General features: G+C 42.2%; 22 protein-coding genes, 6 tRNA genes, 1 other RNA gene and 1 pseudogene. 20 read left to right on the top strand and 10 right to left on the bottom strand.

What is annotated here, in order from left to right:
- Positions 1-231: 231 nt before the first annotated feature.
- The 3 genes from gltA (at position 232) to HX743_RS03675 (ending at position 4192) form a co-directional block, all read left to right on the top strand.
- Positions 232-1506, top strand: a complete 1275-nt coding sequence (gltA, locus tag HX743_RS03685; RefSeq protein ID WP_096901013.1) for a citrate synthase — start codon at positions 232-234, stop codon at positions 1504-1506.
- Positions 1507-1696: 190 nt separating this feature from the next.
- Positions 1697-2212 carry a hypothetical protein gene (locus tag HX743_RS03680; RefSeq protein WP_178318539.1) on the top strand — a complete coding sequence of 172 codons (516 nt, stop codon included), beginning with the start codon at positions 1697-1699 and terminating at the stop codon, positions 2210-2212.
- Positions 2213-2566: 354 nt separating this feature from the next.
- The gene (locus HX743_RS03675; protein WP_004972204.1) at positions 2567-4192 is read left to right on the top strand and encodes an NAD+ synthase; all 1626 of its coding nucleotides are present in this window, start codon (positions 2567-2569) and stop codon (positions 4190-4192) included.
- 143 nt (positions 4193-4335) lie between these two features.
- Here HX743_RS03675 and HX743_RS03670 read toward each other — a convergent pair.
- Positions 4336-4412: transfer RNA gene (locus HX743_RS03670), tRNA-Met, on the bottom strand.
- A 193-nt stretch (positions 4413-4605) separates the two neighbouring features.
- Between HX743_RS03670 and HX743_RS03665 the strand changes: the two genes are divergently transcribed.
- The gene (locus HX743_RS03665; protein WP_004972205.1) at positions 4606-5019 is read left to right on the top strand and encodes a hypothetical protein; all 414 of its coding nucleotides are present in this window, start codon (positions 4606-4608) and stop codon (positions 5017-5019) included.
- A 38-nt stretch (positions 5020-5057) separates the two neighbouring features.
- Here HX743_RS03665 and HX743_RS03660 read toward each other — a convergent pair.
- The 4 genes from HX743_RS03660 to coaD all read right to left on the bottom strand — a co-directional run bounded on the left by HX743_RS03660 (position 5058) and on the right by coaD (position 6369).
- Positions 5058-5134, bottom strand: a tRNA-Met gene (locus HX743_RS03660).
- Between the two features lie 73 nt (positions 5135-5207).
- Positions 5208-5585: RNase P RNA component class A (gene rnpB / locus HX743_RS03655), an RNA gene on the bottom strand.
- Positions 5586-5612: 27 nt separating this feature from the next.
- Positions 5613-5876: a YfhL family 4Fe-4S dicluster ferredoxin gene (locus tag HX743_RS03650; RefSeq protein ID WP_004972206.1), complete on the bottom strand. Its 264-nt coding sequence runs from the start codon at positions 5874-5876 to the stop codon at positions 5613-5615.
- Between the two features lies 1 nt (position 5877).
- Entirely contained in the window at positions 5878-6369 is a 492-nt protein-coding gene (coaD, locus tag HX743_RS03645; RefSeq protein ID WP_004972207.1) for a pantetheine-phosphate adenylyltransferase, read from the bottom strand.
- A 179-nt stretch (positions 6370-6548) separates the two neighbouring features.
- Here coaD and smpB point away from each other — a divergent pair, with 179 nt between their 5' ends.
- On the top strand, positions 6549-7025 hold the full coding sequence (gene smpB / locus HX743_RS03640) for an SsrA-binding protein SmpB (RefSeq protein WP_004972209.1): 477 nt from the start codon (positions 6549-6551) through the stop codon (positions 7023-7025).
- A 78-nt stretch (positions 7026-7103) separates the two neighbouring features.
- Here the strand turns inward: smpB and HX743_RS03635 are convergent, their stop codons facing one another.
- From HX743_RS03635 to rluD, 3 genes are read right to left on the bottom strand one after another with little or no spacing between them, the layout of a single operon-like run.
- Positions 7104-7673: a flavodoxin family protein gene (locus HX743_RS03635; protein ID WP_178318538.1), complete on the bottom strand. Its 570-nt coding sequence runs from the start codon at positions 7671-7673 to the stop codon at positions 7104-7106.
- Positions 7674-7712: 39 nt separating this feature from the next.
- Positions 7713-8456 carry a peptidoglycan editing factor PgeF gene (gene pgeF, locus HX743_RS03630; protein WP_178318537.1) on the bottom strand — a complete coding sequence of 248 codons (744 nt, stop codon included), beginning with the start codon at positions 8454-8456 and terminating at the stop codon, positions 7713-7715.
- 59 nt (positions 8457-8515) lie between these two features.
- Entirely contained in the window at positions 8516-9568 is a 1053-nt protein-coding gene (rluD, locus tag HX743_RS03625; protein ID WP_178318536.1) for a 23S rRNA pseudouridine(1911/1915/1917) synthase RluD, read from the bottom strand.
- 71 nt (positions 9569-9639) lie between these two features.
- Between rluD and HX743_RS03620 the strand changes: the two genes are divergently transcribed.
- Together HX743_RS03620 and HX743_RS03615 are read left to right on the top strand one after the other, a co-directional pair.
- Positions 9640-10620, top strand: a complete 981-nt coding sequence (locus HX743_RS03620) for an outer membrane protein assembly factor BamD (RefSeq protein WP_178318535.1) — start codon at positions 9640-9642, stop codon at positions 10618-10620.
- Positions 10621-10818: 198 nt separating this feature from the next.
- A complete protein-coding gene (locus HX743_RS03615; protein WP_178318582.1) occupies positions 10819-12789 on the top strand; it encodes a DNA primase in 1971 nt (656 codons plus the stop codon).
- Between the two features lie 63 nt (positions 12790-12852).
- Here HX743_RS03615 and hemA read toward each other — a convergent pair whose 3' ends face one another.
- The gene (gene hemA / locus HX743_RS03610; RefSeq protein ID WP_131260679.1) at positions 12853-14127 is read right to left on the bottom strand and encodes a glutamyl-tRNA reductase; all 1275 of its coding nucleotides are present in this window, start codon (positions 14125-14127) and stop codon (positions 12853-12855) included.
- A gap of 78 nt (positions 14128-14205) precedes the next feature.
- Here hemA and HX743_RS03605 point away from each other — a divergent pair, with 78 nt between their 5' ends.
- The 11 genes from HX743_RS03605 (at position 14206) to panD (ending at position 20307) form a co-directional block, all read left to right on the top strand.
- A complete protein-coding gene (locus HX743_RS03605) occupies positions 14206-15918 on the top strand; it encodes a tetratricopeptide repeat protein (RefSeq protein ID WP_178318534.1) in 1713 nt (570 codons plus the stop codon).
- Between the two features lie 8 nt (positions 15919-15926).
- On the top strand, positions 15927-16505 hold the full coding sequence (lolB, locus tag HX743_RS03600) for a lipoprotein insertase outer membrane protein LolB (RefSeq protein WP_178318533.1): 579 nt from the start codon (positions 15927-15929) through the stop codon (positions 16503-16505).
- A gap of 19 nt (positions 16506-16524) precedes the next feature.
- Positions 16525-17355 carry a 4-(cytidine 5'-diphospho)-2-C-methyl-D-erythritol kinase gene (gene ispE / locus HX743_RS03595; RefSeq protein WP_178318532.1) on the top strand — a complete coding sequence of 277 codons (831 nt, stop codon included), beginning with the start codon at positions 16525-16527 and terminating at the stop codon, positions 17353-17355.
- Positions 17354-17428 (top strand) — tRNA-Gln (locus HX743_RS03590). Before ispE ends, HX743_RS03590 begins: the two co-directional genes overlap by 2 nt.
- A gap of 27 nt (positions 17429-17455) precedes the next feature.
- Positions 17456-17530: transfer RNA gene (locus HX743_RS03585), tRNA-Gln, on the top strand.
- Positions 17531-17549: 19 nt separating this feature from the next.
- Positions 17550-17624 (top strand) — tRNA-Gln (locus tag HX743_RS03580).
- Positions 17625-17717: 93 nt separating this feature from the next.
- Positions 17718-17792 (top strand) — tRNA-Gln (locus tag HX743_RS03575).
- Positions 17793-17828: 36 nt separating this feature from the next.
- The gene (locus tag HX743_RS03570) at positions 17829-18782 is read left to right on the top strand and encodes a ribose-phosphate pyrophosphokinase (protein WP_004972226.1); all 954 of its coding nucleotides are present in this window, start codon (positions 17829-17831) and stop codon (positions 18780-18782) included.
- Between the two features lie 101 nt (positions 18783-18883).
- Positions 18884-19180: a 50S ribosomal protein L25 gene (rplY, locus tag HX743_RS03565; RefSeq protein ID WP_168418024.1), complete on the top strand. Its 297-nt coding sequence runs from the start codon at positions 18884-18886 to the stop codon at positions 19178-19180.
- Positions 19181-19198: 18 nt separating this feature from the next.
- A complete protein-coding gene (gene pth, locus HX743_RS03560; RefSeq protein WP_178318531.1) occupies positions 19199-19780 on the top strand; it encodes an aminoacyl-tRNA hydrolase in 582 nt (193 codons plus the stop codon).
- A 146-nt stretch (positions 19781-19926) separates the two neighbouring features.
- Positions 19927-20307: an aspartate 1-decarboxylase gene (gene panD, locus HX743_RS03555; RefSeq protein WP_004972232.1), complete on the top strand. Its 381-nt coding sequence runs from the start codon at positions 19927-19929 to the stop codon at positions 20305-20307.
- A gap of 96 nt (positions 20308-20403) precedes the next feature.
- On the opposite strand, the gene HX743_RS03550 is transcribed toward panD, so the two are convergent.
- Positions 20404-20889, bottom strand: coding sequence for a DUF1289 domain-containing protein (locus HX743_RS03550; protein ID WP_004972234.1), 486 nt, complete (start codon positions 20887-20889; stop codon positions 20404-20406).
- A 217-nt stretch (positions 20890-21106) separates the two neighbouring features.
- Between HX743_RS03550 and HX743_RS03545 the strand changes: the two genes are divergently transcribed.
- Positions 21107-22039 carry a rhodanese-related sulfurtransferase gene (locus HX743_RS03545; RefSeq protein WP_004972236.1) on the top strand — a complete coding sequence of 311 codons (933 nt, stop codon included), beginning with the start codon at positions 21107-21109 and terminating at the stop codon, positions 22037-22039.
- A gap of 388 nt (positions 22040-22427) precedes the next feature.
- A pseudogene (locus tag HX743_RS03540) lies at positions 22428-22707 on the top strand (IS4 family transposase); the annotation flags it as partial.

Below are 22707 nucleotides of genomic sequence, written 5' to 3'. Positions count from 1 at the left end.
CCAACAAATTTTGACTTATGATACTGCGGCTGTGCTGTGATTTTATTGATTTTTTTACTGGAATTTTTTCGGCTTTTTCTGCAAACAGTCGTCTACTTAATCCATAAGTATAATTGACAAAATTTCAGTACTCTCTAATCTTAGAGCTAATTTTTAATCCGTCTGACTTGCGCATTAAAAGATTGATACTTCGAGTCAGATCAACATTCACCAGGACAGGAGATCTATTGAATGTCTGAAGCAACTGGCAAAAAAGCCGTATTACAGCTTGATGGAAAAGAAATTGAATTACCAATTTACAGCGGCACATTAGGCCCAGATGTAATTGACGTTAAGGATGTGTTGGCGGCAGGTCACTTTACTTTTGATCCTGGTTTTATGGCAACAGCGTCTTGCGAGTCTAAAATTACGTTCATTGATGGTAACAAAGGTATTCTTTTACACCGTGGTTACCCAATTGACCAATTAGCGACTAAAGCTGACTACTTAGAAACTTGCTACTTATTATTAAATGGCGAGCTTCCAACTGCAGAACAAAAAGCTGATTTTGACGCTAAAGTTCGTAACCACACTATGGTTCACGACCAAGTAAAACGTTTCTATAACGGTTTCCGTCGTGACGCTCACCCTATGGCAATCATGGTAGGTGTTGTTGGTGCGTTATCTGCGTTCTATCACAACAACTTAGACATCGAAGATGTTAACCACCGTGAAATCACAGCGATTCGTTTAATCGCGAAGATTCCTACTTTAGCGGCTTGGAGCTACAAGTACACTGTTGGTCAACCATTTGTTTACCCACGTAACGACTTAAGCTACGCAGAAAACTTCTTGTACATGATGTTTGCTACACCAGCAGACCGTGATTACAAAGTAAACCCTGTTCACGCTCGCGCAATGGATCGTATTTTCACGCTTCACGCTGACCACGAACAAAACGCGTCTACTTCAACTGTACGTTTAGCTGGTTCTACTGGCGCTAACCCATACGCATGTATCTCTGCAGGTATTTCTGCACTTTGGGGTCCTGCTCACGGTGGTGCGAACGAAGCTGTTCTTAAGATGCTTGATGAAATCGGCTCTGTAGAAAACGTTGCAGACTTCATGGAAAAAGTGAAGACTAAAGAAGTGAAGCTTATGGGCTTCGGTCACCGCGTTTATAAAAACTTCGACCCACGTGCAACAGTAATGAAGCAAACTTGTGACGAAGTTCTTAACGACTTAGGTATCAACGATCCACAACTTGCACTTGCAATGGAACTTGAGCGTATTGCGTTATCTGATGAATACTTCATCAAGCGTAACTTATACCCTAACGTAGACTTCTACTCAGGTATCATCCTTAAAGCGATTGGTATCCCAACAGAAATGTTTACTGTAATTTTCGCTCTTGCACGTACTGTAGGCTGGATCAGCCACTGGTTAGAAATGCACAGCGGTCCTTACAAAATCGGTCGTCCACGTCAGCTTTACACAGGTTACACTCAACGCGACATCAACCGTTAATTCGGTTTGCGTTGTACCTTATAAAACGAGTACGACTCAAAAAACCACCTTCGGGTGGTTTTTTTATTTTTGAATATTTGTCTCGCCATAATGTAAAGCCTTGGTAGTTTGACTTAAACAAGATAATTAGATTGGGTCATCAGCCAATTTACGCTATATTTTTGATATCAGCCTTTCATGATCAATTTACATGCTGCAACTGCATTTCTTATTTTTAAGTCTGCTCATGCGTTTTTTAAAACTTGCGCAGTTTAAATATCGCTACTTAACACCTGCAGAAATACAGCTATGCCAGTCTGTGTTCGGTCATTTAATTGACTACAGCAAAGTCAGAGTCATGAATCACCCCTATTTACCTTGGCAACCACAACATATATTTATGGCACCCTGTGGTGATATTCATGTGCGTAATTTGCATTACCGTTCAGACTACACTCAAGCACATTTAGGCTATCAAGCCATTTTTATTCACGAAATGGCGCATGTCTTGCAATATCAACAGAAAATCAATGTCTTGCTACATGGCGCACTCTTACAAACGGCATATTATTTAAGCTTTAAACAGTACAATCCATATCGCTATCAATTGACTACAAACAAGCCTTTTTTTGCCTATAACATTGAACAACAAGGCGACATCGCTAAAGATATTTTCCTGAAAAAAATTGACAATATTATTCTGAATCCACCAAAACCAATTGCTTAACTGAATATTCTTTAACTTGAGCGATCAGGCTTAAAACCACAGACAAACCTAATCTTAAAATATAATAATTTCAAATAAATAGCATAAAAATTCTGTCACATTTCAATGATATTCTGCAGCATTCAAGAATAAAGTGTATTCGATGCTAGCATCTATTCTAAATTACGATAAAATAGCAAAAGTCTCTATTTTTGCACCGCAAAATAAGATCTTTATCTGTTAGATAATAAATGGTTTTTATTTGTGCCTTTCGGCAGTCGTTTAATCCACAATACACTGCGCTGAAATTTTTATAACAATAATAATCAGTTGTTTATGTGTATTCTACACCTATAGGAATAGGACTTAATTTAAATGAAATCTTTTAAAATTGCCCTTGCACAGTTCTCTCCACACATCGGCAATCTCGAAGCAAATGCGCAAAAAATGCTTGAACAGGCAAATGAAGCGAAAAAACAACATGCAGATTTGATTATTTTTCCTGAACTTTCAATTTTGGGCTACCCTGCAGAAGATTTATTACTGCGCCCAAGCTTGAATCAACGCACACAACAAGCATTTGAACAATTACGTGAAATTAAAGATATTGTTTTAGTTTTCGGCTTTGTCAATGAAACTGAAGATGGTCAGCGCTTTAACTCGGCTGCCGTCATGAAAGATGGCAACATCTTAGGTATTTACAACAAGCAAAATTTACCAAATTATGCTGTATTTGATGAAAAACGCTATTTTGATGAAGGTCATCAACACTTAGTTTTTGAATACCTTGGTCATAAATTTGGCGTTTTGATTTGCGAAGATTTATGGTCTTTGCCAACCGTGCAGCAATTGGCACAGTTGAATGTAGAAACTGCATTGGTCTTGAACGCATCGCCTTATGAAGTGGGTAAACCGCAGCATCGTGTACAGACCATGACCGAACTGGCAAAACAATTACATCTCAATGTGGTGTATGTAAACCAAGTTGGCGGTCAAGATGATTTAATCTTCGATGGTACGAGCTTTGTGATTAACCAAGCAGGCAATGTTGCATTACAAGCCCCAACCTACCAAGAAGGTTTATTCTACGCAGAATATGACGCTGCACAGAAGCACTTTAAAACTGCCGAAATTAGCCCAGCTTTAGACACCCTTGCAGAAATCTATCAAGGTTTAGTATTAGCAACCCGTGACTATGTGCAACGCTCTGGCTTTCCAGGTGTAATTCTAGGCTTGTCGGGTGGAATTGATTCAGCACTTACCCTTGCCATTGCGGTTGATGCAATTGGTGCAGACAAGGTACAAGCGGTAATGATGCCGTACACTTATACTGCGCAAATTAGTGTGGAAGATGCTGCAGAACAAGCCAAAACTTTAGGCGTGACTTTTGGTATTGCTGAAATTCACCCGATCGTAAATAGCTTTATGCAAACGCTGTATCCTTTCTTTGGTAACAGCCCTAGCGACACCACAGAAGAAAATTTACAAGCTCGTGCCCGCGGCACAATCTTAATGGGTCTGTCGAATAAGTTTGGTAACCTCGTGCTTTCTACAGGTAACAAATCTGAGTTAGCAGTTGGTTACTGCACGCTTTATGGCGATATGGTCGGTGGTTATGCGGTACTCAAAGATGTGTACAAAACCATTGTGTTTGAATTGGCAAAATACCGTAACAGCATCGCTGATACTCCTGTGATTCCTGAACGTGTGATTACCCGCCCACCTTCAGCAGAATTACGTCCAGACCAAAAAGACCAAGATTCTTTACCACCATACGAAGTGCTCGATGCGATTTTGTATGCGTATATTGAAGAAGATCAGAGCCAAGAAGACATCATTAGCAAAGGCTTTGAACGCGCGATGGTCGAGAAAGTCATTCAATTGGTTGATCGCAACGAGTACAAGCGTCGCCAAGGTGCATTAGGACCACGTATTAGTTCACGCGCTTTTGGTCGTGAACGTCGCTATCCGCTCGTCAATGGTTGGAAAGCAGGGATTTAACGCTAAAGCATTGCTTAAACAAAGATATAAAAAACCAAGCTACGGCTTGGTTTTTTTGTACCTGCCATTAAACCAATGCTGCAAAAAGTAGCCTAAAATTTTGACATAAAAAAAGACCAAGCTGAGAGCTTAGTCTATAAAAATGGTGGCTATGACGGGACTTGAACCTGTGACCCCCGCATTATGAGTGCGGTGCTCTAACCAACTGAGCTACATAGCCATAAACTGTGTGCGCATTATCTAAGCTTAGCCCTGCATCGTCAAGTATTTTAATTTACAAACGCTCACAGTTTAAGCAAAAACAGTGCAATTTGTTTAATTTTAATCAAATTACTATTTTCTTACGGAGATTCTTAAATATTTGCAGCAAAATCTATATCAAGTCACACAGAAAAAAGAGAATAAATTCAACCATGATCTTGAAGTCTATAATACTGAGTAGCCTTGTTGTTGGCTTAAGTTCCTGCGCTTTGGTTTCACCTATTTTTGTAGATTACAACGGTGTACGGCGTGATGTTGCGCAATTTATTAATTCTAAAATGAGTTATAGCATCGCAGACCGACGTGTCTTGGTTGCTTATGCCAAAGGGCAGCAAAAGATTTTAACGGCACATCAACTCAATGCTGCAGCGCAGCAACAACTGGCTTATGAGCGTGCTGTAGGGCGTTATTGTGCATCACAACACATTTCGCTAAAAAAATTAAATCAGGTCGATGCCAAAATTTTTGCTCACTCTGATCAACAAGCCAATTGGCAACAGATTCAAAACCTACAAATGCAGATTCAACTAGATACAGCTCAAATAGATTGCACAAATAAATTTTAAACAAAAAAAGACCACGTTAGTGAACGTGGTCTGAAAAATGGTGGCTATGACGGGACTTGAACCTGTGACCCCCGCATTATGAGTGCGGTGCTCTAACCAACTGAGCTACATAGCCAAAAACTGTGCGCGCATTATCTGCTGTAATCTAGGTAACGTCAAGCCTTATCACGCATCAATTGCTTAAAATTTGGTGAAGTGAACCGATAAGCCGGGTTCTGTCGAGAACGATCATTCCTCTAGGCGTACAATCACTCATACGCTCAAGCGACCTACCCGAATCCAGTACGGGCCGTACCTCAGGATTCCTATTTGGTCTTGCTTCTGGTGGGGTTTACCATGCCATGAACTGTTACCAGCCATGCGGTGCGCTCTTACCGCACCCTTTCACCCTTACCTTCAATTTCTTCCGAAAAAGAAACCATACGAAGGCGGTCTACTCTCTGCTGCACTTTCCGTCGGCTCACGCCGCCCAGGCGTTACCTGGCACCCTGCCCTATGAAGCCCGGACTTTCCTCCCCTGTTTCAGTCACGGAGACCTCCACAGCAGCGATCGTCTGGTTCACTTCGAAGGCGCATCTTAGCAAAATTATAAGTTAATTGCTTGCGCTTTTTTGAGCAATCAGTTTTTTATATTTTTCCAGCAATTGTTCCTGTGTTTCTACATGCTCTGGATCGAGCGGAATACAATCGACTGGGCAAAATAACTGACACTGCGGCTGCTCGTGATGTCCTACACATTCAGTACATAATGCTGGATTAATCTCATAAATCAGCTCACCCATATAAATTGCCTCATTTGGGCATACAGGTTCACAGACATCACAGTTAATACATTCATCGGTAATATATAAAGACACGCTACCAACCTTGTCGTAATTTACGCTCAAAGGCTTCGACCACAACAGGTGCAACAAATTTAGTCACATCACCTTTTAAGCGTGCAATTTCACGAACTAATGTAGAAGAAATAAATGAATATTGCTCTGAAGGAGTCAGAAATACCGCTTCATATTTCGCATCTAATTGACGGTTCATATTTGCCAACTGAAATTCGTATTCAAAATCTGAAACAGCACGCAAACCACGCAAAACTGCAGTCGCATTTTGCTCACGGAAAAAATTAACCAATAAACCATCAAATCCGACAAATTCAACATTAGGCAAATGCTTTAAAGATGCCTGTGCCAATTCCACACGTTCTTCCAAAGTAAAAATTGGATTTTTATGATGTCCAATGGCAATTGCGACCACGACTTCATCAAACATTTTTGCAGCACGTGTCACCAAGTCAATATGACCATTAGTAATCGGGTCAAAGGTGCCCGGATAAATTACGCGAGTTTTAGACATCCATTATGCTCTAGTTGGTTTTGTCAAAGTTAGTTTAACAAATACAAAAAATTTTAGTGAACTAAAGTCTACCAAATTATGAAATATCAAAGCAGTTTAGCCAACAGTTGTGATGATTTTGATTTGTCAGCAAGCCTTGGTTTGAGGCACAATAGTCATAAGTTTGGAAGTAATTGAATATGGCGAAGCTAACTGTAGTTAAAAAAAATACGGGCGGAACAATTGCACAGAATAAACGTGCACGCCACGATTATTTTATTGAAGAAAAATTTGAAGCAGGACTTTCTTTGCAAGGTTGGGAAGTCAAATCTTTGCGCGCAGGACGTATGACTATTACCGAAAGTTATATCCTGTTTCGTGACAATGAAGCCTTTTTATTTGGTGCACAAATTCAACCACTCTTGTCGGCTTCAACGCATGTAGTGCCTGAAGCGACCCGTACCCGCAAACTCTTACTTTCACGACGTGAAATTGAAAAGTTGATGGGTGCAGTCAATCAAAAAGGTTATTCTTGCGTACCTTTAGCATGTTATTGGAAAGGCCCTTTAGCGAAGCTTGAAATTGCTTTGGTGAAAGGTAAACAATTGCACGATAAACGCGCTTCTGAAAAAGACCGCGATTGGCAGCGTGATAAAGCACGTTTGATGCACAAATAATTTTGCACATTCCGCCCATAAAAAATGCTCGAGATCAACATCGAGCATTTTTTATGGAAGTTGTAAAACTAAAAATGCTTAGTCTTTAAGTTTTAATTCCACCAAATATTTACCAAATTTGACTGCAGTTTCCAAATCACCTTCGGGTGGCGTAACTTCAACACTGGCATTATCAGACTGCGTCATTAAACCCAAAAAGCTCGACATGCGGTTAATATCGTGTGGACTACGCCCTGTCGGCATAAACGGTAAACCTGACCACAACATGCCATGCTGCATCGCAAATAAATTAATTTGTTGCAGCACCGCCAGTTTATCGCCACTTAAACCACCGCCATTGGTAAAACCTGCCGCCAGTTTGCCCTGCCAAGTTCTGGCCAACCAACGCTTAGACGATTGCTCCATAAACTGTTTTAAAGCCGAAGTAATGCTGCCCATATAAGTTGGACAGCCCATAATGATAATATCGGCTTGATCTAGGCTATCCCATTCAATTTCAGCCACATCCATCAAAGTCACCTGAGCATCCATTTGCGCAGCACCTTGTGCAATATGCTGTGCCACCTTAGCAGTATGGCCATAAGGACTGTGATAAACCACCGCCACACGAATTGCAGCGCAAGAAGATATTGAATGAGACACTGACATGAGAATGTTTAAAACCAAATAATTAAGTCAAGTTTAACACTAAGCCTGCATAAACACGAATGTTGCCATGCGGCCTGTACGTGGCTGACGGCGGTAAGAATAGTACTGATCGGCCTGCGAATATGAGCACTGATCACCACCCAATACCGTTGTGACACCATGCTGCTGCAAAATATAGCGGGCAATCGCATACAAGTCGGCGAAGTATTTACCAGATTGTTGCCCATCTATAAAGGCCGTTTCCAATTCAGAATATTTATCACAAAAGGCCTGTTTTACTTCTGCTCCAACCTCAAAACATGGCTGACTAATGGCAGCACCTAACCACGCCCATGTTGGTGCACTTTGCATTTCGGCAATGGTGTTTTCAATAATACCGTTGGCTAAACCTCGCCAGCCTGCATGCAAGTTGGCCACTTCTGTGCCTAATGCATTACCTAAAACCACAGGTAAACAATCCGCTGTCATCATCATTAAAGCATGTGCTTTGCGCTGTGTGACCAAGCCATCGCCCTCTAAGGCTTCAAAAGTGATTTGCTCATTAATGGTCTGACACACCACACTATGCGTTTGTGTCATCCAAGTCAGTTTATCGACCCCATATTTAGCAAACTCTGCCAGCAAACGCATACGATGCTGCTGCACACGCCATGCATCATCCTGCACATGCAGTGCCAGATTAAACCCAGACAGTTCTGTAGAACTTGTTTCCAGTGCCTGCGCATGTTGTATGCGGGTTTGCCCGACATATACCCCTGCAGGGAGTCCTTGAACAAATTGCATGCCTCTATCCTTTTAACTGCATATAAAGCCCCATCTGAGCTGACAGATGTTGAATGGCATCAGTACGCTGCATTTTCGCTGCGTAATACATCTACCAATTGCTTAAAGTCTTCAGGCCACGGCGCTTCAAACATCATTTCTTCATGCGTTCTCGGATGAACCAAACCCAGTTTGACCGCATGCAAAGCCTGACGTTTAAAGTTACGCAGGGTATCATTTAACAACGCCGATGCACCCGCAGGGACACGTACACGTGGGGTATAGACAGGATCGCCCACCAAACCAAAACCAATATAGCTTAAATGCACACGAATTTGATGGGTACGCCCTGTTTCCAAACGTGCCTGAACGCGAGTGAAGTGCTGAAAACGTTCTTTCACATTGTAATGCGTCACGGCCTCTTTACCGCCTGGCAAGACCGCCATTTTAATTCGATCTACAGGATGGCGTTTAATCGGTTCATCGACCGTTCCACCAGCAATCATGTTGCCATACACCACCAAGTCGTATAAACGATAAACTGATTTCTTCGCCAGTTGTTTGGTTAAAGCAAACTGTGATTCTAAGTTCTTCGCTACGACCAACAAGCCTGAAGTGTCTTTATCAATACGATGCACCAAGCCTGCACGGGTCAATTCGGCAGATTTAGGATAATGATGCAGCAAGGCATTCACCAACGTTCCTGAGCTATTACCAGCTCCAGGATGCACCACCATGCCCACAGGCTTATTGATCACAATGATGTCATCATCTTCATAAATAATATCGAGTGGAATATCTTCAGGCAGACTACGGGTTTGCGCTTCAAGCTCCACCTCTAAAGTCAAAAGCTCATCGCCTTCGCACTTATATTTAGGTTTGACCGTGTTACCATTTACCAACAAATGACCGTCTTTCAGCCACTGTTTTAGCTTTTCACGTGAAAATTCACTCCAAATGATCGCGGCAACCTGATCGATACGTAGTCCCAAATGGCTGTCATCCAATTGAAATTGCAACGATAAACGTGTTGCAGTTGAGTCTGAAGTATGGTTATCTGCATCCTCAGCATCTTCAAGTAAATTGAACTCAGTTTCAGGTAAATTGGAATGGGTAGATTGTGCTTGACTCATTTGCTCATTCAGACAAAAGTGGTTTAATAGCGCAATTGTAGCTCATTGCCCGTATTAACAGAGGAATTTTTATGTCGCTACCACGTTATAAAATAACAATGCTTGCTCTTTCACTCGGCGTTGCGTCTGCAATTGTGGGCTGTAGCAGCAATCCAAAAAAAGAAGTGGTCGATACTGGTCCGCAGTCTAGCGAACAGGTTTATATTGAAAAAGCAGAAAAAGCACTGGATCGTGGTCAATATACCGATGCGGTGAAGCATCTTGAAGCTTTAGAAACATATTACCCAACAGGTGATTATGCGCAGCAGGCGCAGCTTGAATTATTGTATGCAAAATTCCAGCAAAAAGATTATGAAGGTGCAATTGCAGTTGCAGATCGTTTTATCCGCATGAACCCGCAGCATCCTAAAGCCGATTATGCCTACTATGTGCGTGGCGTGGCGAATATGGAACAAAACTATGATGGTTTGTTGCGCTATACCTCACTCAAGCAATCGCACCGTGATGTCAGCTATTTAAAAGTGGCTTATCAAAACTTTGTTGATTTTATTCGTCGCTATCCTTCAAGTACTTATGCGGTAGATGCTGCACAGCGTATGCAGTTTATTGGTCAAGAACTGGCTGAAGCTGAAATGAATGCAGCACGTTACAACATTAAACGTAAAGCATGGGTCGCTGCAGTTGAGCGTTCTTTGTGGGTGATTGAACACTATCCACAAACGCCACAAATTCCTGAAGCTTTGGCAACGGTGGCTTACGGTTACGGTAAATTGGGCGATCAAGCCACAGCTCAACAATATATTGATGTATTGAAACTAAACTATCCAAACTTAGTTAAAGCAGATGGTAGCGTGAATTTACGTGCTGCCCGCCATGATGCCAGCTGGCTTAATCGTGCAACTTTGGGTATTTTCGGACGTGAAGCGAAAAGCAGCACCGAAGCACAGCAATCTGAAGCCAATATACAAGCAGCACCATCACGCAGCTTAACCAACCGTTTAAGTTTTGGTTTGTTAGATCGTCCTAAGTTTCAAAACGACAGTGCTGAATAAAATAAGCACAAGCTGATTTGACAATCTTGAAAAATACCAAAGGCAAGTTATGATACTTGCCTTTTGTTTTACTGGGGCTTGTTTCAAACAGCAGAAACAGCTACAAAAGAGAATAATTCTGCCAGCACTGACTTCAGTTTCCGACCTGTTCGGCAAAAACTGCTTTCAAACCAATTAAGAGATAAAAGACCGAAACGTATGGCCATTCCACAACACACGATTGATCAAATTCTAGATCGCACCGATATTGTCGATCTGATTGGTCAGCGCGTGAAACTAAAAAAAACAGGTCGTACCTATTCGGGCTGTTGCCCATTCCATCAGGAAAAAACACCGTCTTTTCACGTCTACCGTGACAAGCAGTATTATCATTGCTTTGGTTGTCAGGCCAATGGTAACGCTATCCGTTTTTTAATGGATATTGATAACCGAAATTTTGTGGATGTAATGAAAGACTTGGCTAGTCAGACAGGCATCGAACTCCCGAAAGATCAGCACGACAGCAAAAAACTCTCCTATAAGCGTGAAGCCAAAAAGCCAGCAACAATTGCAAAGCCAAAAGCGCCTGTAAAAGATCAGCACGAAACTGCTGCGGCTCAAACCACATCAAGCGAACATACTTTTGAAGCTTCTGGCATCGACTTTGATCCTTTTGCCGAGTTTCAAAGTGCTGAATACGCAAACTCGGAATTTCAGAACTCGGAATTTCAAAACAATGCCGACCCGTTTGCAGGTTTTGAGCAATGGGACACCATGCAGGACACACCTGCACAAGAAGGCAACTTATACGACTTGCTAGAAAATATAGCGCAATATTATGAGCAGCAATTGCCGCACAGCCCTGCCGCGCAACAGTATTTTCAAAAACGTGGTTTAACCGCACAAACCTTGCAGTTTTGGCGCTTGGGTTACGCACCCGAAGATTGGCAGCATTTAGAAAAAGCCTTTCCGCAAGACATTGCAGGTTTAAAACTGCTAGGCTTAATTCGTACCAGTGACAAGGGACGTGACTTCGATTTATTACGTGATCGGGTGATTTTTCCAATCCGTGACAGCAAAGGACGTGTGGTTGGCTTTGGTGGTCGCGCACTTAATGATGAAATCAAACCCAAATACATCAACTCGCCCGACTCAGAAGTGTTTCATAAAAACCAATTGCTCTATGGTTTATATGAAGGACGCAAACAAAAAGCCCAAGATTATTTAATGGTCGAAGGCTATATGGATGTGATTGCCTTGCAGCAATACGGCATTCATGGTGCTGTAGCGACACTCGGTACAGCCAGTAATACCGATCATTTAAACATTCTATTCCGCCAAAACAACCGCATTACCATCGCGTTTGATGGCGATGCCGCAGGTCAAAAAGCCGCACGTCGTACACTGGAAATTGCACTGCCTTTGCTCAATGATGGACGTGAACTGAAGTTCTTTGTTTTACCCAATGAGCACGACCCTGACTCACTTATTCGTCGTGAAGGCATCGAAAATTTCCGACGTTTATTAGATCAAGCACCTTTGCTATCAGATTTTGTCTTTGCGCATCTCACCCAAAACCATAATATCAGTACCCCTGAAGGCAAAAGTCAGGTCATGGGTGAACTGCGGCAGTTGACCGAACTTTTGCCCAAAACGGGTTCTTATCGCTATTTGCTGCAACAGTTTTTCCGTGAAAAGTTAGGCTTTAACCGTAAATGGCAGGCACAGACCAATAACGATGCATCTTTGAGTTTTAGCACCAAAGTCGATGCCGAAGAATATGTGATTGCGATTCTAATCAATCACCCGTATTTGTATATTCACTTTGAACCGTTACGTGCGCTGATTCCAAATGATCATCTGCTACACCAAATCTTAAATATTTTAAATACTATTTTTGATGATCTACCCGATGATCCTGAACAAGCCAAATATTATATTTTGGGTGCATGCTCAGCGTATCACTATGAATTACAGCGCATTTTACAACAAGCCAATGTCAGTGATTACACGACTTCTCCTGAGCATGTTGATAAGTTGGCGCAGGATTTTTCAACCAAATTGCAATACGACTGCTTACAGCAAAAAATTCGCTCCAAAAAATTCAGCAGCATTGAAGAAATGAAGCGTTTGAAACATCAAATTTATGAAATTGATAAAAAAAGATCGCTGACCTTGTTAGAGGAATAAGCGATCTGATTAGATTAAGTTTGTATCATCAAAAATCTTTTTTGTGAATCACGTTAATCTTGCTTATTTGCGACGATGTTTGGCAGTCGCTGCTAAATTTTCCTGCATAAACTCAAAACATTCAGGCTCATCACCTTTGGCTGCTTCACGCAATAAAATAGAAGTTGGATGCAGCAGTTTTTGGGTTAAACGATAGGAAAATTCCTGCAGAACCTGTGCAGCATCTTCACCTTTGGCAATACGCGCCATCGCCAAATTTAATTCTTCCTGACGCAAGCTTTCGCCATGTTCACGGTAAGCATGAATGGTCGCACCTGCTTGCTGAACTTTTTGATGGGTCACCAACTCAGTCACAAGCTGATTGACCATTAGCTCTGCTTCCACAGCCGCCTGACGACGCTGCGCCAAGTTTTCATCAATCACGCTTTGCAGGTCATCGACCCCGTACAAATACACGCCATCCAAATTTTCAATTTTAGGATCAATATCACGTGGTACGGCCAAATCGACCAACAACATTTGCTGATAGCGACGTTTCTTTAACGCTGCTTTTACTTCAGGATAAGCAATCACCTGATGCAAACTACCCGTACAGCTTGAAATTACATCAGCGCGGTGTAAATTGGCCGCTAACTGATCAAATTCAATAATTTCAACTTCAACCCGATGCGCAATTTCTTGTGCCAAAGCTTCGGCACGAGCGCGGGTACGGTTACAAATTAAAATTTTAGCGACGCCCATCTCAGCTAAATGCTTCGCTACAAGGCTATTCATTTCGCCTGCTGCCACCACCATCACGGTTAGTTTTTCAGGATGGCTAAATACTTGTAACGCCAGTTGCGCAACCGCATAACCCATAGACACGGCATGGCTGCCTACGGCAGTTTCTGAACGTACCCGTTTGGCAGCATAAAACGCATATTCAAAAATTCGGTTGAGTTGTTGCGAAACCGTATGTGAGTCTTTGGCTAAAGACAGCGCAGTTTTGACCTGACCTAAAATTTGCGGCTCACCCAACATGAGTGAATCTAGCCCACTGGCTACGCGCATTAAATGCGACACCGCCTGTGCATTTTCATAACGATAAACATGACGACTCAATTGCTTCGCATCAATACCATTGACGTGTGCAAGCCAATCCAACACCTGTTCTGGATGTTCAGACATGGCGTAGACTTCGGTACGGTTGCAGGTAGACACCACCACCAAATCATTCAGTTCGGGATGTTGGCTTTGCTCAGCAAGTAAGGCACTTAACTTTTCTGGGTTAAATGCAATTTGCTCGCGCAACTCTACAGAGGCGGTTTGATGGTTGACACCCAATGCAAAGAAAGACATATCAGATCATCATTTCGCTAAATTTATGCTATTGTGCAATAACGGTGTCATAAAAAGCATTACTTGGATCAAGAAAAATTGCGTCAAACAAATAGCCGACCATACGGCGCGACAATTAAGCAATATTCTACCACATTCTTACTGGTCGGTAGCATGGCTTCAGTTGCTCATCTTAGAGCATCTGAAGAAATTTATCATGCAAATTCAAATTATAATGCGGTAAAACAAACCATGGTGGCAGAATTTGCCTTGGCTTATGGCGATATTCCAACTGCATTACACAACTACACGGTCTTGGCAATTAAGAACAATTCGACTTCCATTAAACAACGCGCCCTAAATGTTGCGATTGAACAAAACGACCTAAGCGCCGCACTAGACATTGCAACACATTGGGTAGTACAAGAACCATCCGATGTGCCTGCGCTGTTTTATTTGGCGCACATTGCGCTAAAAGCACATGAGTACGACTTAGCCGCAGAAACCTTAGACAAAATTCTAAATATTGATGCAACGGCTGACTTAGAACAAATTTTGGCAGGCATTTCTCCTGAATCTGTGGAAGACCGTGAGTTTTTGATTCAAGCTCTGCGCACCAGCAAAGCCAAATTCAATCCATCGATTTTGGTATTAATTGCAGGTTTAAAAGCGCAAAATGGACAATATCAAGCTGCCCTCGATACCATTAACCAAGCGTTGCGTAAACGCCCGAAAGTCACTGGCTATATTTTAATGAAAGCCAATTTATTGAGCGCGCTCGGCAATGAAGAAGAAACAGCAGCTTGGTATGCCAAATCTAGCCGTAAACACAAAAATAATTTTGAAGTCCGTTTAGCCGAAGCCAAATATCTGGTCAAAAAAAATGAAGCAACTTTGGCGCTAACAAAGCTGGAAGCCATTTTAAAAAAATGGCCTACGGAAGATGAAGCCTTATTTATTGCAGGTTTGACCAGTATTGACTTACAACAATACGAAAAAGCTGAAAAGTATTTGGTAGAGCTGCGCTATTCGGCACAATATCAAAACGAAGCCTATTTCTATTTGGCGGTCAATGCCGAACGTAAACAGCATTTTGAAACAGCCAAAGCCTATTATCGTTTGGTCGATGGTAGCCTCTATACCGTTTCACGTCGCAACATGATCAGTATTTTTGCCCAGCAAGATAAACTAAACGATGCACTGCGCTTTTTAACGCAGGAACGGGTCAATTATCCACAGCATGCCAGTTTTTTATATCAGGCACAGGCCGATATTTTAAAACGTATGGACAATAAAAAAGCGGCTCTGCGTTTGCTGGATGAAGCCATCAAAAACCTACCCGATGATCCTGATCTGATCTATTCAGAAGTCTTACTACTCGATGCACATCAGGAAAAAGACAAACTGGATCAACTGCTCACCAAGTTACTGGAAATTGAGCCGAACAGCCCAACCTATTTAAATGCCTACGCCTATACTCTTGCACTGCAAAATCGCCGTTTGGATGAAGCGCGTCGCTATGTAGAGCAAGCACTTGAGTTTGCACCTGAACAAGCCTCTATTTTAGATACTTTAGGTTATGTCAGCTATTTGCAAAATGACTACACTGCTTCGGCACAGGCTTTAGAAAAAGCCTATTTACTGAGCCACAGCGCAGCAATTGGTGCACGCTATGCAAAATCACTGTATATGCAAGGTGATATCCAAAAATTCAGCCAAGTGTTACAACAATTACAACAAAATCATCCGAATGATCCGCAATTGCAACAATTAAATTCGCTATTGTTAGCGCAGCCCGTTAAAAAGAGTTAAGTGATTTTATGCGTTTATTTTCAAAATTAGGTCTTACCCTGTTTGTCAGTAGCAGTCTGCTCATTACAGGTTGTCAGCCTTTTGTGCAATCTCCCGCCCATGTTTCACAACAGGTCGAAGCAGAAAATCAATTTAACCTACAAGGTAAAATTGGCGTGCGTACCCCGCAACAGTCTGGCAGTGCCTTTTTCACTTGGGTACAGCAGCAACAGCAGTTTGATATTGAACTGAGCGGTATTTTGGGTGTGGGTAAAACGCAAATTAGTGGACAACCTGGGCAAGTCACCTTGAACAGCGCCAAAACAGGGTTGATTTATGCCGAAAGTCCTGAAGAACTGTTAGAACAAGCCACAGGTTGGCAAGCGCCCATCACCCACTTGGTCGATTGGGTACAAGCCCGACCTGCAACCGTAGATGCTCAAATTCAAAAAGACAGTCAACAACGCCCGACTCAATTTATTGAAGATGGCTGGACAGTCGATTTAAGTTATAACGACAATGCCCCTTTACCCAACCGCCTGATTTTGAAACAGGCACTTGAGTCAGGGCAGGAAAACCGTATTACAATGCTCATCCAAAATCGTTAATCACTTGCTAAATTTCGCCATGACTCGTGTTCCCTCACCTGCTAAATTGAATCTGTTTTTGCACATTACGGGTCGTCGTGAAGACGGCTACCATGAACTGCAAAGTATTTTTCAATTGATTGATTTATATGACTGGCTGGAATTTGAAGTGAATGACACAACTGACATTCACATTCAGGGCTTAAATAGTGTCGATTTAGAGCAAAACCTGATTTATAAGGCCACGCAAATTTTAAAGCCATACGCCAAACAAGCGACTGGGTTAAATATTGCGATTGAAAAGCACATCCCAATGGGTGCAGGGCTTGGCGGTGGCTCATCTAATGCCGCAACCACGCTAATTGTGGTCAATCAGCTGTGGCAATGTGGCTTAGAAATTGACCAATTGGCGGAATTGGGTTTGCAACTAGGTGCAGATGTTCCCATTTTTGTACATGGGCTTAATGCATGGGCAGAAGGCATTGGTGAACGGTTAACATTCATAGACTTAGCCCCGAAACAATATATTGTGTTAAAACCTGACTGTTTTATCAGCACTCAACTACTTTTTTCACAAAAAACATTGACAAGAAACTCGAAGCCCACTAAATTCTGCGGCTATCAGATAAAGCCATCTGACTTTGGAAATAATTTTGAGCCTGTGGCACGAAGTTTATATCCTGAAGTCGATGAAGCAATGCGTTATTTAGACCAATTTGGTCAAGCAAAGCTTACAGGTACAGGTGCTTGTGTTTTTACTGAAGTGACTGCAGAAATGAATGTTGAATACATTTTGGCAAACTCACCATGTACCGCGTACTGCGTGAATAGCCTAGATGAATCTCCATTGCGACATTTCACAGTACAATAGGGGTATCGCCAAGTGGTAAGGCACCGGTTTTTGATATCGGCATCCGTTGGTTCGAATCCAGCTACCCCTGCCATCTCTTTCACCTGTAGATTACTGTATTAGGGGTATCGCCAAGTGGTAAGGCACCGGTTTTTGATATCGGCATCCGTTGGTTCGAATCCAGCTACCCCTGCCATCTTACAGTGATCAAATCTAGGGGTATCGCCAAGTGGTAAGGCACCGGTTTTTGATATCGGCATCCGTTGGTTCGAATCCAGCTACCCCTGCCATTTTCTCGCATTAGACAGAACCCCCAATATTACCGCTATCCTGTTAATTTACCTTGACAGAACGCAGTAAAAATATTAAAGTTCTGCCGCATTAGGGGTATCGCCAAGTGGTAAGGCACCGGTTTTTGATATCGGCATCCGTTGGTTCGAATCCAGCTACCCCTGCCATCTATTCTTACATACACCAACCGCCAAGGGTGCTTCATGCCCAATCTTGTCGTTTTTAGTGGAACCGCGCATCCACAATTCGCTCAAAAAGTCGTAAGCCACTTGCACATTCCTTTAGGTGCTGCATCAGTTTCTACCTTCTCTGATGGTGAGATTGCTGTAGAGATTACCGAGAATGTCCGTGGTAAAGACGTATTTATCGTACAACCTACTTGTGCACCAACCAATGACAACCTAATGGAAATCTTGGTGATGGCTGATGCTTTGCGTCGTGCAAGTGCTGGTCGTATTACTGCCGTTATTCCTTACTTCGGTTATGCTCGCCAAGACCGTCGTCCTCGTTCTACACGTGTTCCAATTACAGCCAAAGTGGTTGCAGATATGCTAACGACTGTGGGCATTGACCGTGTGGTGATGATTGACTTGCACGCAGACCAAATTCAAGGTTTCTTCGACATCCCTGTAGACAACATTTACGGTACGCCTGCGCTATTGGCTGACCTGCGTCAACAGTCACACGACAACCTAATGGTGGTTTCACCAGACGTTGGTGGTGTGGTTCGTGCACGCGCTGTTGCAAAACAAATGGGTGATATCGATCTTGCAATTATCGATAAACGTCGTCAAAAAGCGAATGAATCACAAGTGATGCATTTGATTGGTGATGTAAAAGATCGTGACTGTGTCATTGTAGATGACATGGTAGATACTGCGGGCACATTATGCAAAGCCGCTGATGCACTGAAAACTTTTGGTGCACGTCGTGTTGTTGCTTATGCAACCCACCCTGTACTTTCAGGCAAAGCAATTGAAAACCTTAAAAATTCTGTAATTGATGAATTGGTTGTAACCGACACCATTCCTCTTTCAGAAGAAGCGCAAGCGCTTGGCAAAATCCGTCAAGTGTCTGTTGCGAGTATGGTTGCAGAAACAATTCGTCGTATTAACAACGAAGAATCTATTAGCGCAATGTTCGATTCTTATCTATAATAGAGCGCTGAATTTTCAAAGCCCTGCCAATTGGCAGGGTTTTCTATCACTAGATGGGTCGCAGATCTAGTTTATTTAAACTCAAAATAAGGATGTCTATCATGGCAAACTTCGTATTAAACGCTCAAGCGCGTGAAGCAGCTAACCAAGGGAAAGGTGCGAGCCGCCGCCTTCGTCACGCTGCATTAGTTCCAGCTATCATTTATGGTGGCGACGCTGAGCCTGTAGCTGTTACTTTAGAACTTCGTGAGCTTGTAAAAGCTTTAGAAAGCAACGCTTTCTTTGAAGAAGTTGTAGAAATCAAAGTAGGCGACAAAGTTGAAAGCGTTAAAATCCAAGCTTTACAACGTCACCCTGCTAAAAACACACCTATGCACGCTGACTTCAAACGCGCATAAGTGTTTACGGTGTAATTAGTGGCTAATATTTCACTGATTGTTGGTTTGGGCAACCCTGGTAAAGAGTATGCCCAAACCCGCCATAATGCAGGTTTCTGGTTTGTAGAACAGCTTGCAGATCAATATGGCATTACGTTAAAAGCCGATCCTAAATTTCACGGGATCAGCGGACGTGGTAATATCGAAGGTCAAGACGTTCGTCTGTTATTACCCACAACCTTTATGAATCGTTCTGGTCAAAGTGTTGTTCCCTTCGCCAAATTCTATCAAATTGCACCTGAAGCAATGCTGATTGCTCATGATGAACTGGATATGAACCCAGGGATTATTCGCCTAAAAACGGGTGGTGGTCATGGTGGACATAATGGTTTACGTGATATCGTGCCGCACACAGGTCCAAACTTCCATCGTTTACGCATTGGTATTGGGCATCCGGGTTCAAAAGAACGCGTGTCTGGTCATGTACTGAGCAAAGCACCAAGTAGCGAGCAAACCCTTATGGACGATGCTCTTGCACATGCATTAGGTCGTATCAAGTTACTGGTCAATGGCGAAGTACAACAAGCCATGAATCAAATCAATGCCTATAAACCGAACTGATGAATCCACAATTGTTGAACAATCACACTTGCCATGTCGCAATTTTCAGAGCAAAATGCGCTTTCTGCTCGGAACTGACATCCAGCAAGCAGTGTTTGAATTCAACCATAAGATAAAATCTTAGGTCCACTAAGGAGACGCTCACCATGCTATCTCGTTTATTAAAATGCAAAATCCACCGTGCTTTTGTAACTCATGCAGAACTTCACTACGAAGGTTCATGTGCAATTGACGGAACACTCATGGATTTGGCTGGCATTCGTGAATATGAAGAAATCCACGTATGGAACGTGACCAATGGTAAGCGCTTCACAACTTATGCAATTCGTGGTGAAGACAACTCAGGCATCATTTCAGTCAATGGTGGTGCTGCACACCAAGCCGATGTAGGCGATATTATTATTATTGCAACCTTTGGTGACTTCACTGAAGCAGAAGCCAATGCGCACGAACCACGTTTGGTCTATGCAAACCCAGACAATACCGTGAGCCACACTGCAAACTGTATTCCTGTACAAGTGGCTTAAGCCATTCCTGTATAAAAATAAAAAACTCGCAAATTTTGCGAGTTTTTTTATGGCTCAATAAAAGTCTTTCTAGTCTTTAATCGCAAGAATTACAAATTAGTCATCGTGCAAGCTATGCAATAAGCTATGGCTAATACCATCAGCCCTTAAAAATGCAAAATCATAACTTGCGGTTGCAAGCGCCAACACGCGACGCTCAAATTCCTGCCACAAAGGTCGCACTTCTTTGTAGTGAATGCCCAAGCCACTTTCATCGGTAAAATGTCGATTTTTTTCACAAATTTTCAGTGCATGATACAACTTACGCCCTTTTGAAGCATCATCACGTAAACGCACCCGCTTAGAGCGGATAAACCCTTCGACATGACGCAGGTCAGCAAAAGGCAACATAGGCACTAAAATCTGATCGAGCTGTGCATCTAAACGACGCCAAACGGCAGTGTGTTGTTCAGACGTATAACTGTTCCATTGAATCACTTCATGGTTAAAGCGACGGCAACCTCGACAGACAGCATCACCAAACACCGTAGAACAACGACCTGCACACGGGGTTAAAGTGGCAATTTGACGATCCTTACTCAACACAACACTCCAATATTTAACAACACCTGTTGGCGCATCAACATGAACACAACATTCTTCTTTGAAACGAGTGGCATCATACCCCGTTCTGCTACATTTTTAAAATGTTGTGTCGTGCTTTAAAACCATGTACCGCACTCGGTTTTCTCGCATATTCACACAAAGCAGGTTAGAATATGCGCCTTAAATTTTTGTCTTTCATCTATTGGAGTACTCCATGAACGCTACTGTAGAACAGCTTGCACCTGTAGAACAGCCAGCGACCACGACTTGGGTTGTTGCCGCACTTTATCAATTCAAAGAAGTTGCAGATCCTGCCGATCTTCAACAACGCTTATTAGATTTGGTAAATTCAATCAACCTTTGCGGTACTCTCATTGTGGCAGGTGAAGGCATTAATGGAACTGTAGCGGGTGATCGTGCCGCGATTGATCAAGTTCACCAATTTCTGTTGGATGAAGGCTTTACCGCAATGGAATACAAAGAGTCACATAGCTCTGAAAAGCCATTCCGTAAAATGAAAATCAAGCTGAAAAAAGAAATTGTGACTTTGGGTGTAGAAGTAAAACCACGTGATTTAGTCGGTCACTACCTAGACCCGAAAGAATGGAATGAACTGATTGCTCGTGACGATGTCATTCTGATTGATACCCGTAATGACTATGAATACAAAGCAGGAACGTTTAAGGGCGCAATTGACCCGAAAACCGAAACTTTCCGTGAATTTCCAGAATATGTGAAACAAAACCTAGAACAGCATAAAGATAAAAAAATTGCGATGTTCTGCACAGGCGGGATTCGTTGTGAAAAATCGACGTCATTATTGTTGCAAGAAGGTTTTACCGAGGTTTATCACTTAAAAGGTGGCGTACTTAAATACTTAGAAGAAACACCAGCAGATGAAAGCTTATGGGAAGGTGAATGTTTCGTATTTGATGGCCGTACTGCGGTGACACATGGTATGCAAGAAGGTCAAAACACCAAATGTCATGCTTGCGGTTGGCCATTACTGCCTGAAGAAGTTGAATTACCAAGCTATGAACACGGTGTATCTTGTGTGTACTGTATTGATAAAACCAGTGAGAAACAAAAAGAAGGTTTCCGTATGCGCCAATCACAAATTGCCGCAGCTAAACGTAAACGTCTGTAATCCGTACAGGCTCATACACATCAACAAGGTCTAACAAAAGCCATGTTGATGTTGTATCGACCACTCTAATCATATTGAAAAAGTCCTCATCCAGTATGGGGATTTTTTATGTCTACATATATGCTTCACGCAAGATTACATAGAACATAAAAATACAACGCTTGTTTACCAAGCATTGCGCAATATCCCCAGATTGGGTGATAGCATTCAATCAAAATAAGCCACAAAATCTGTGGCTATATTGGTGCAGATGTTCAGCACAAACTCAACATCTCCCATAACCCAAAATTCAAGGATCGTTATGTATTCCTAAATTTCTCTGTACACGACAAAAATAGATAACTCATTGAAATAATGTCATAATAATTGTTTTCTAACGACGAATACTATGACACATCTCAATGAGTTATATCTTATCTTAAACAAATATCTAAAATGGAACAAGTCACATTTAAAGTGCTTTGCGCTCATCATGCTTGTGATTATTTTAAAGCAAACATGTAATCTTTCTTCTGCATCTAAAGCCTTGCCCATCAAGTGCTTACCACAATCATTTTATCGACGTATGCAGCGCTTCTTTGCAGGTCAGTATTTTGATTATCGTCAAATTTCTCAGTTGATTTTCAATATGTTTTCATTCGACCAAGTGCAACTGACTTTAGATAGAA

It is taken from the genome of Acinetobacter sp. Swhac1 (assembly GCF_013390985.1).
GTDB classification, from domain to species: domain Bacteria; phylum Pseudomonadota; class Gammaproteobacteria; order Pseudomonadales; family Moraxellaceae; genus Acinetobacter; species Acinetobacter towneri.
The sequence above is the reverse complement of the archived record's forward strand: the minus strand, read 5'-3'. Positions and strand labels throughout refer to the sequence as shown.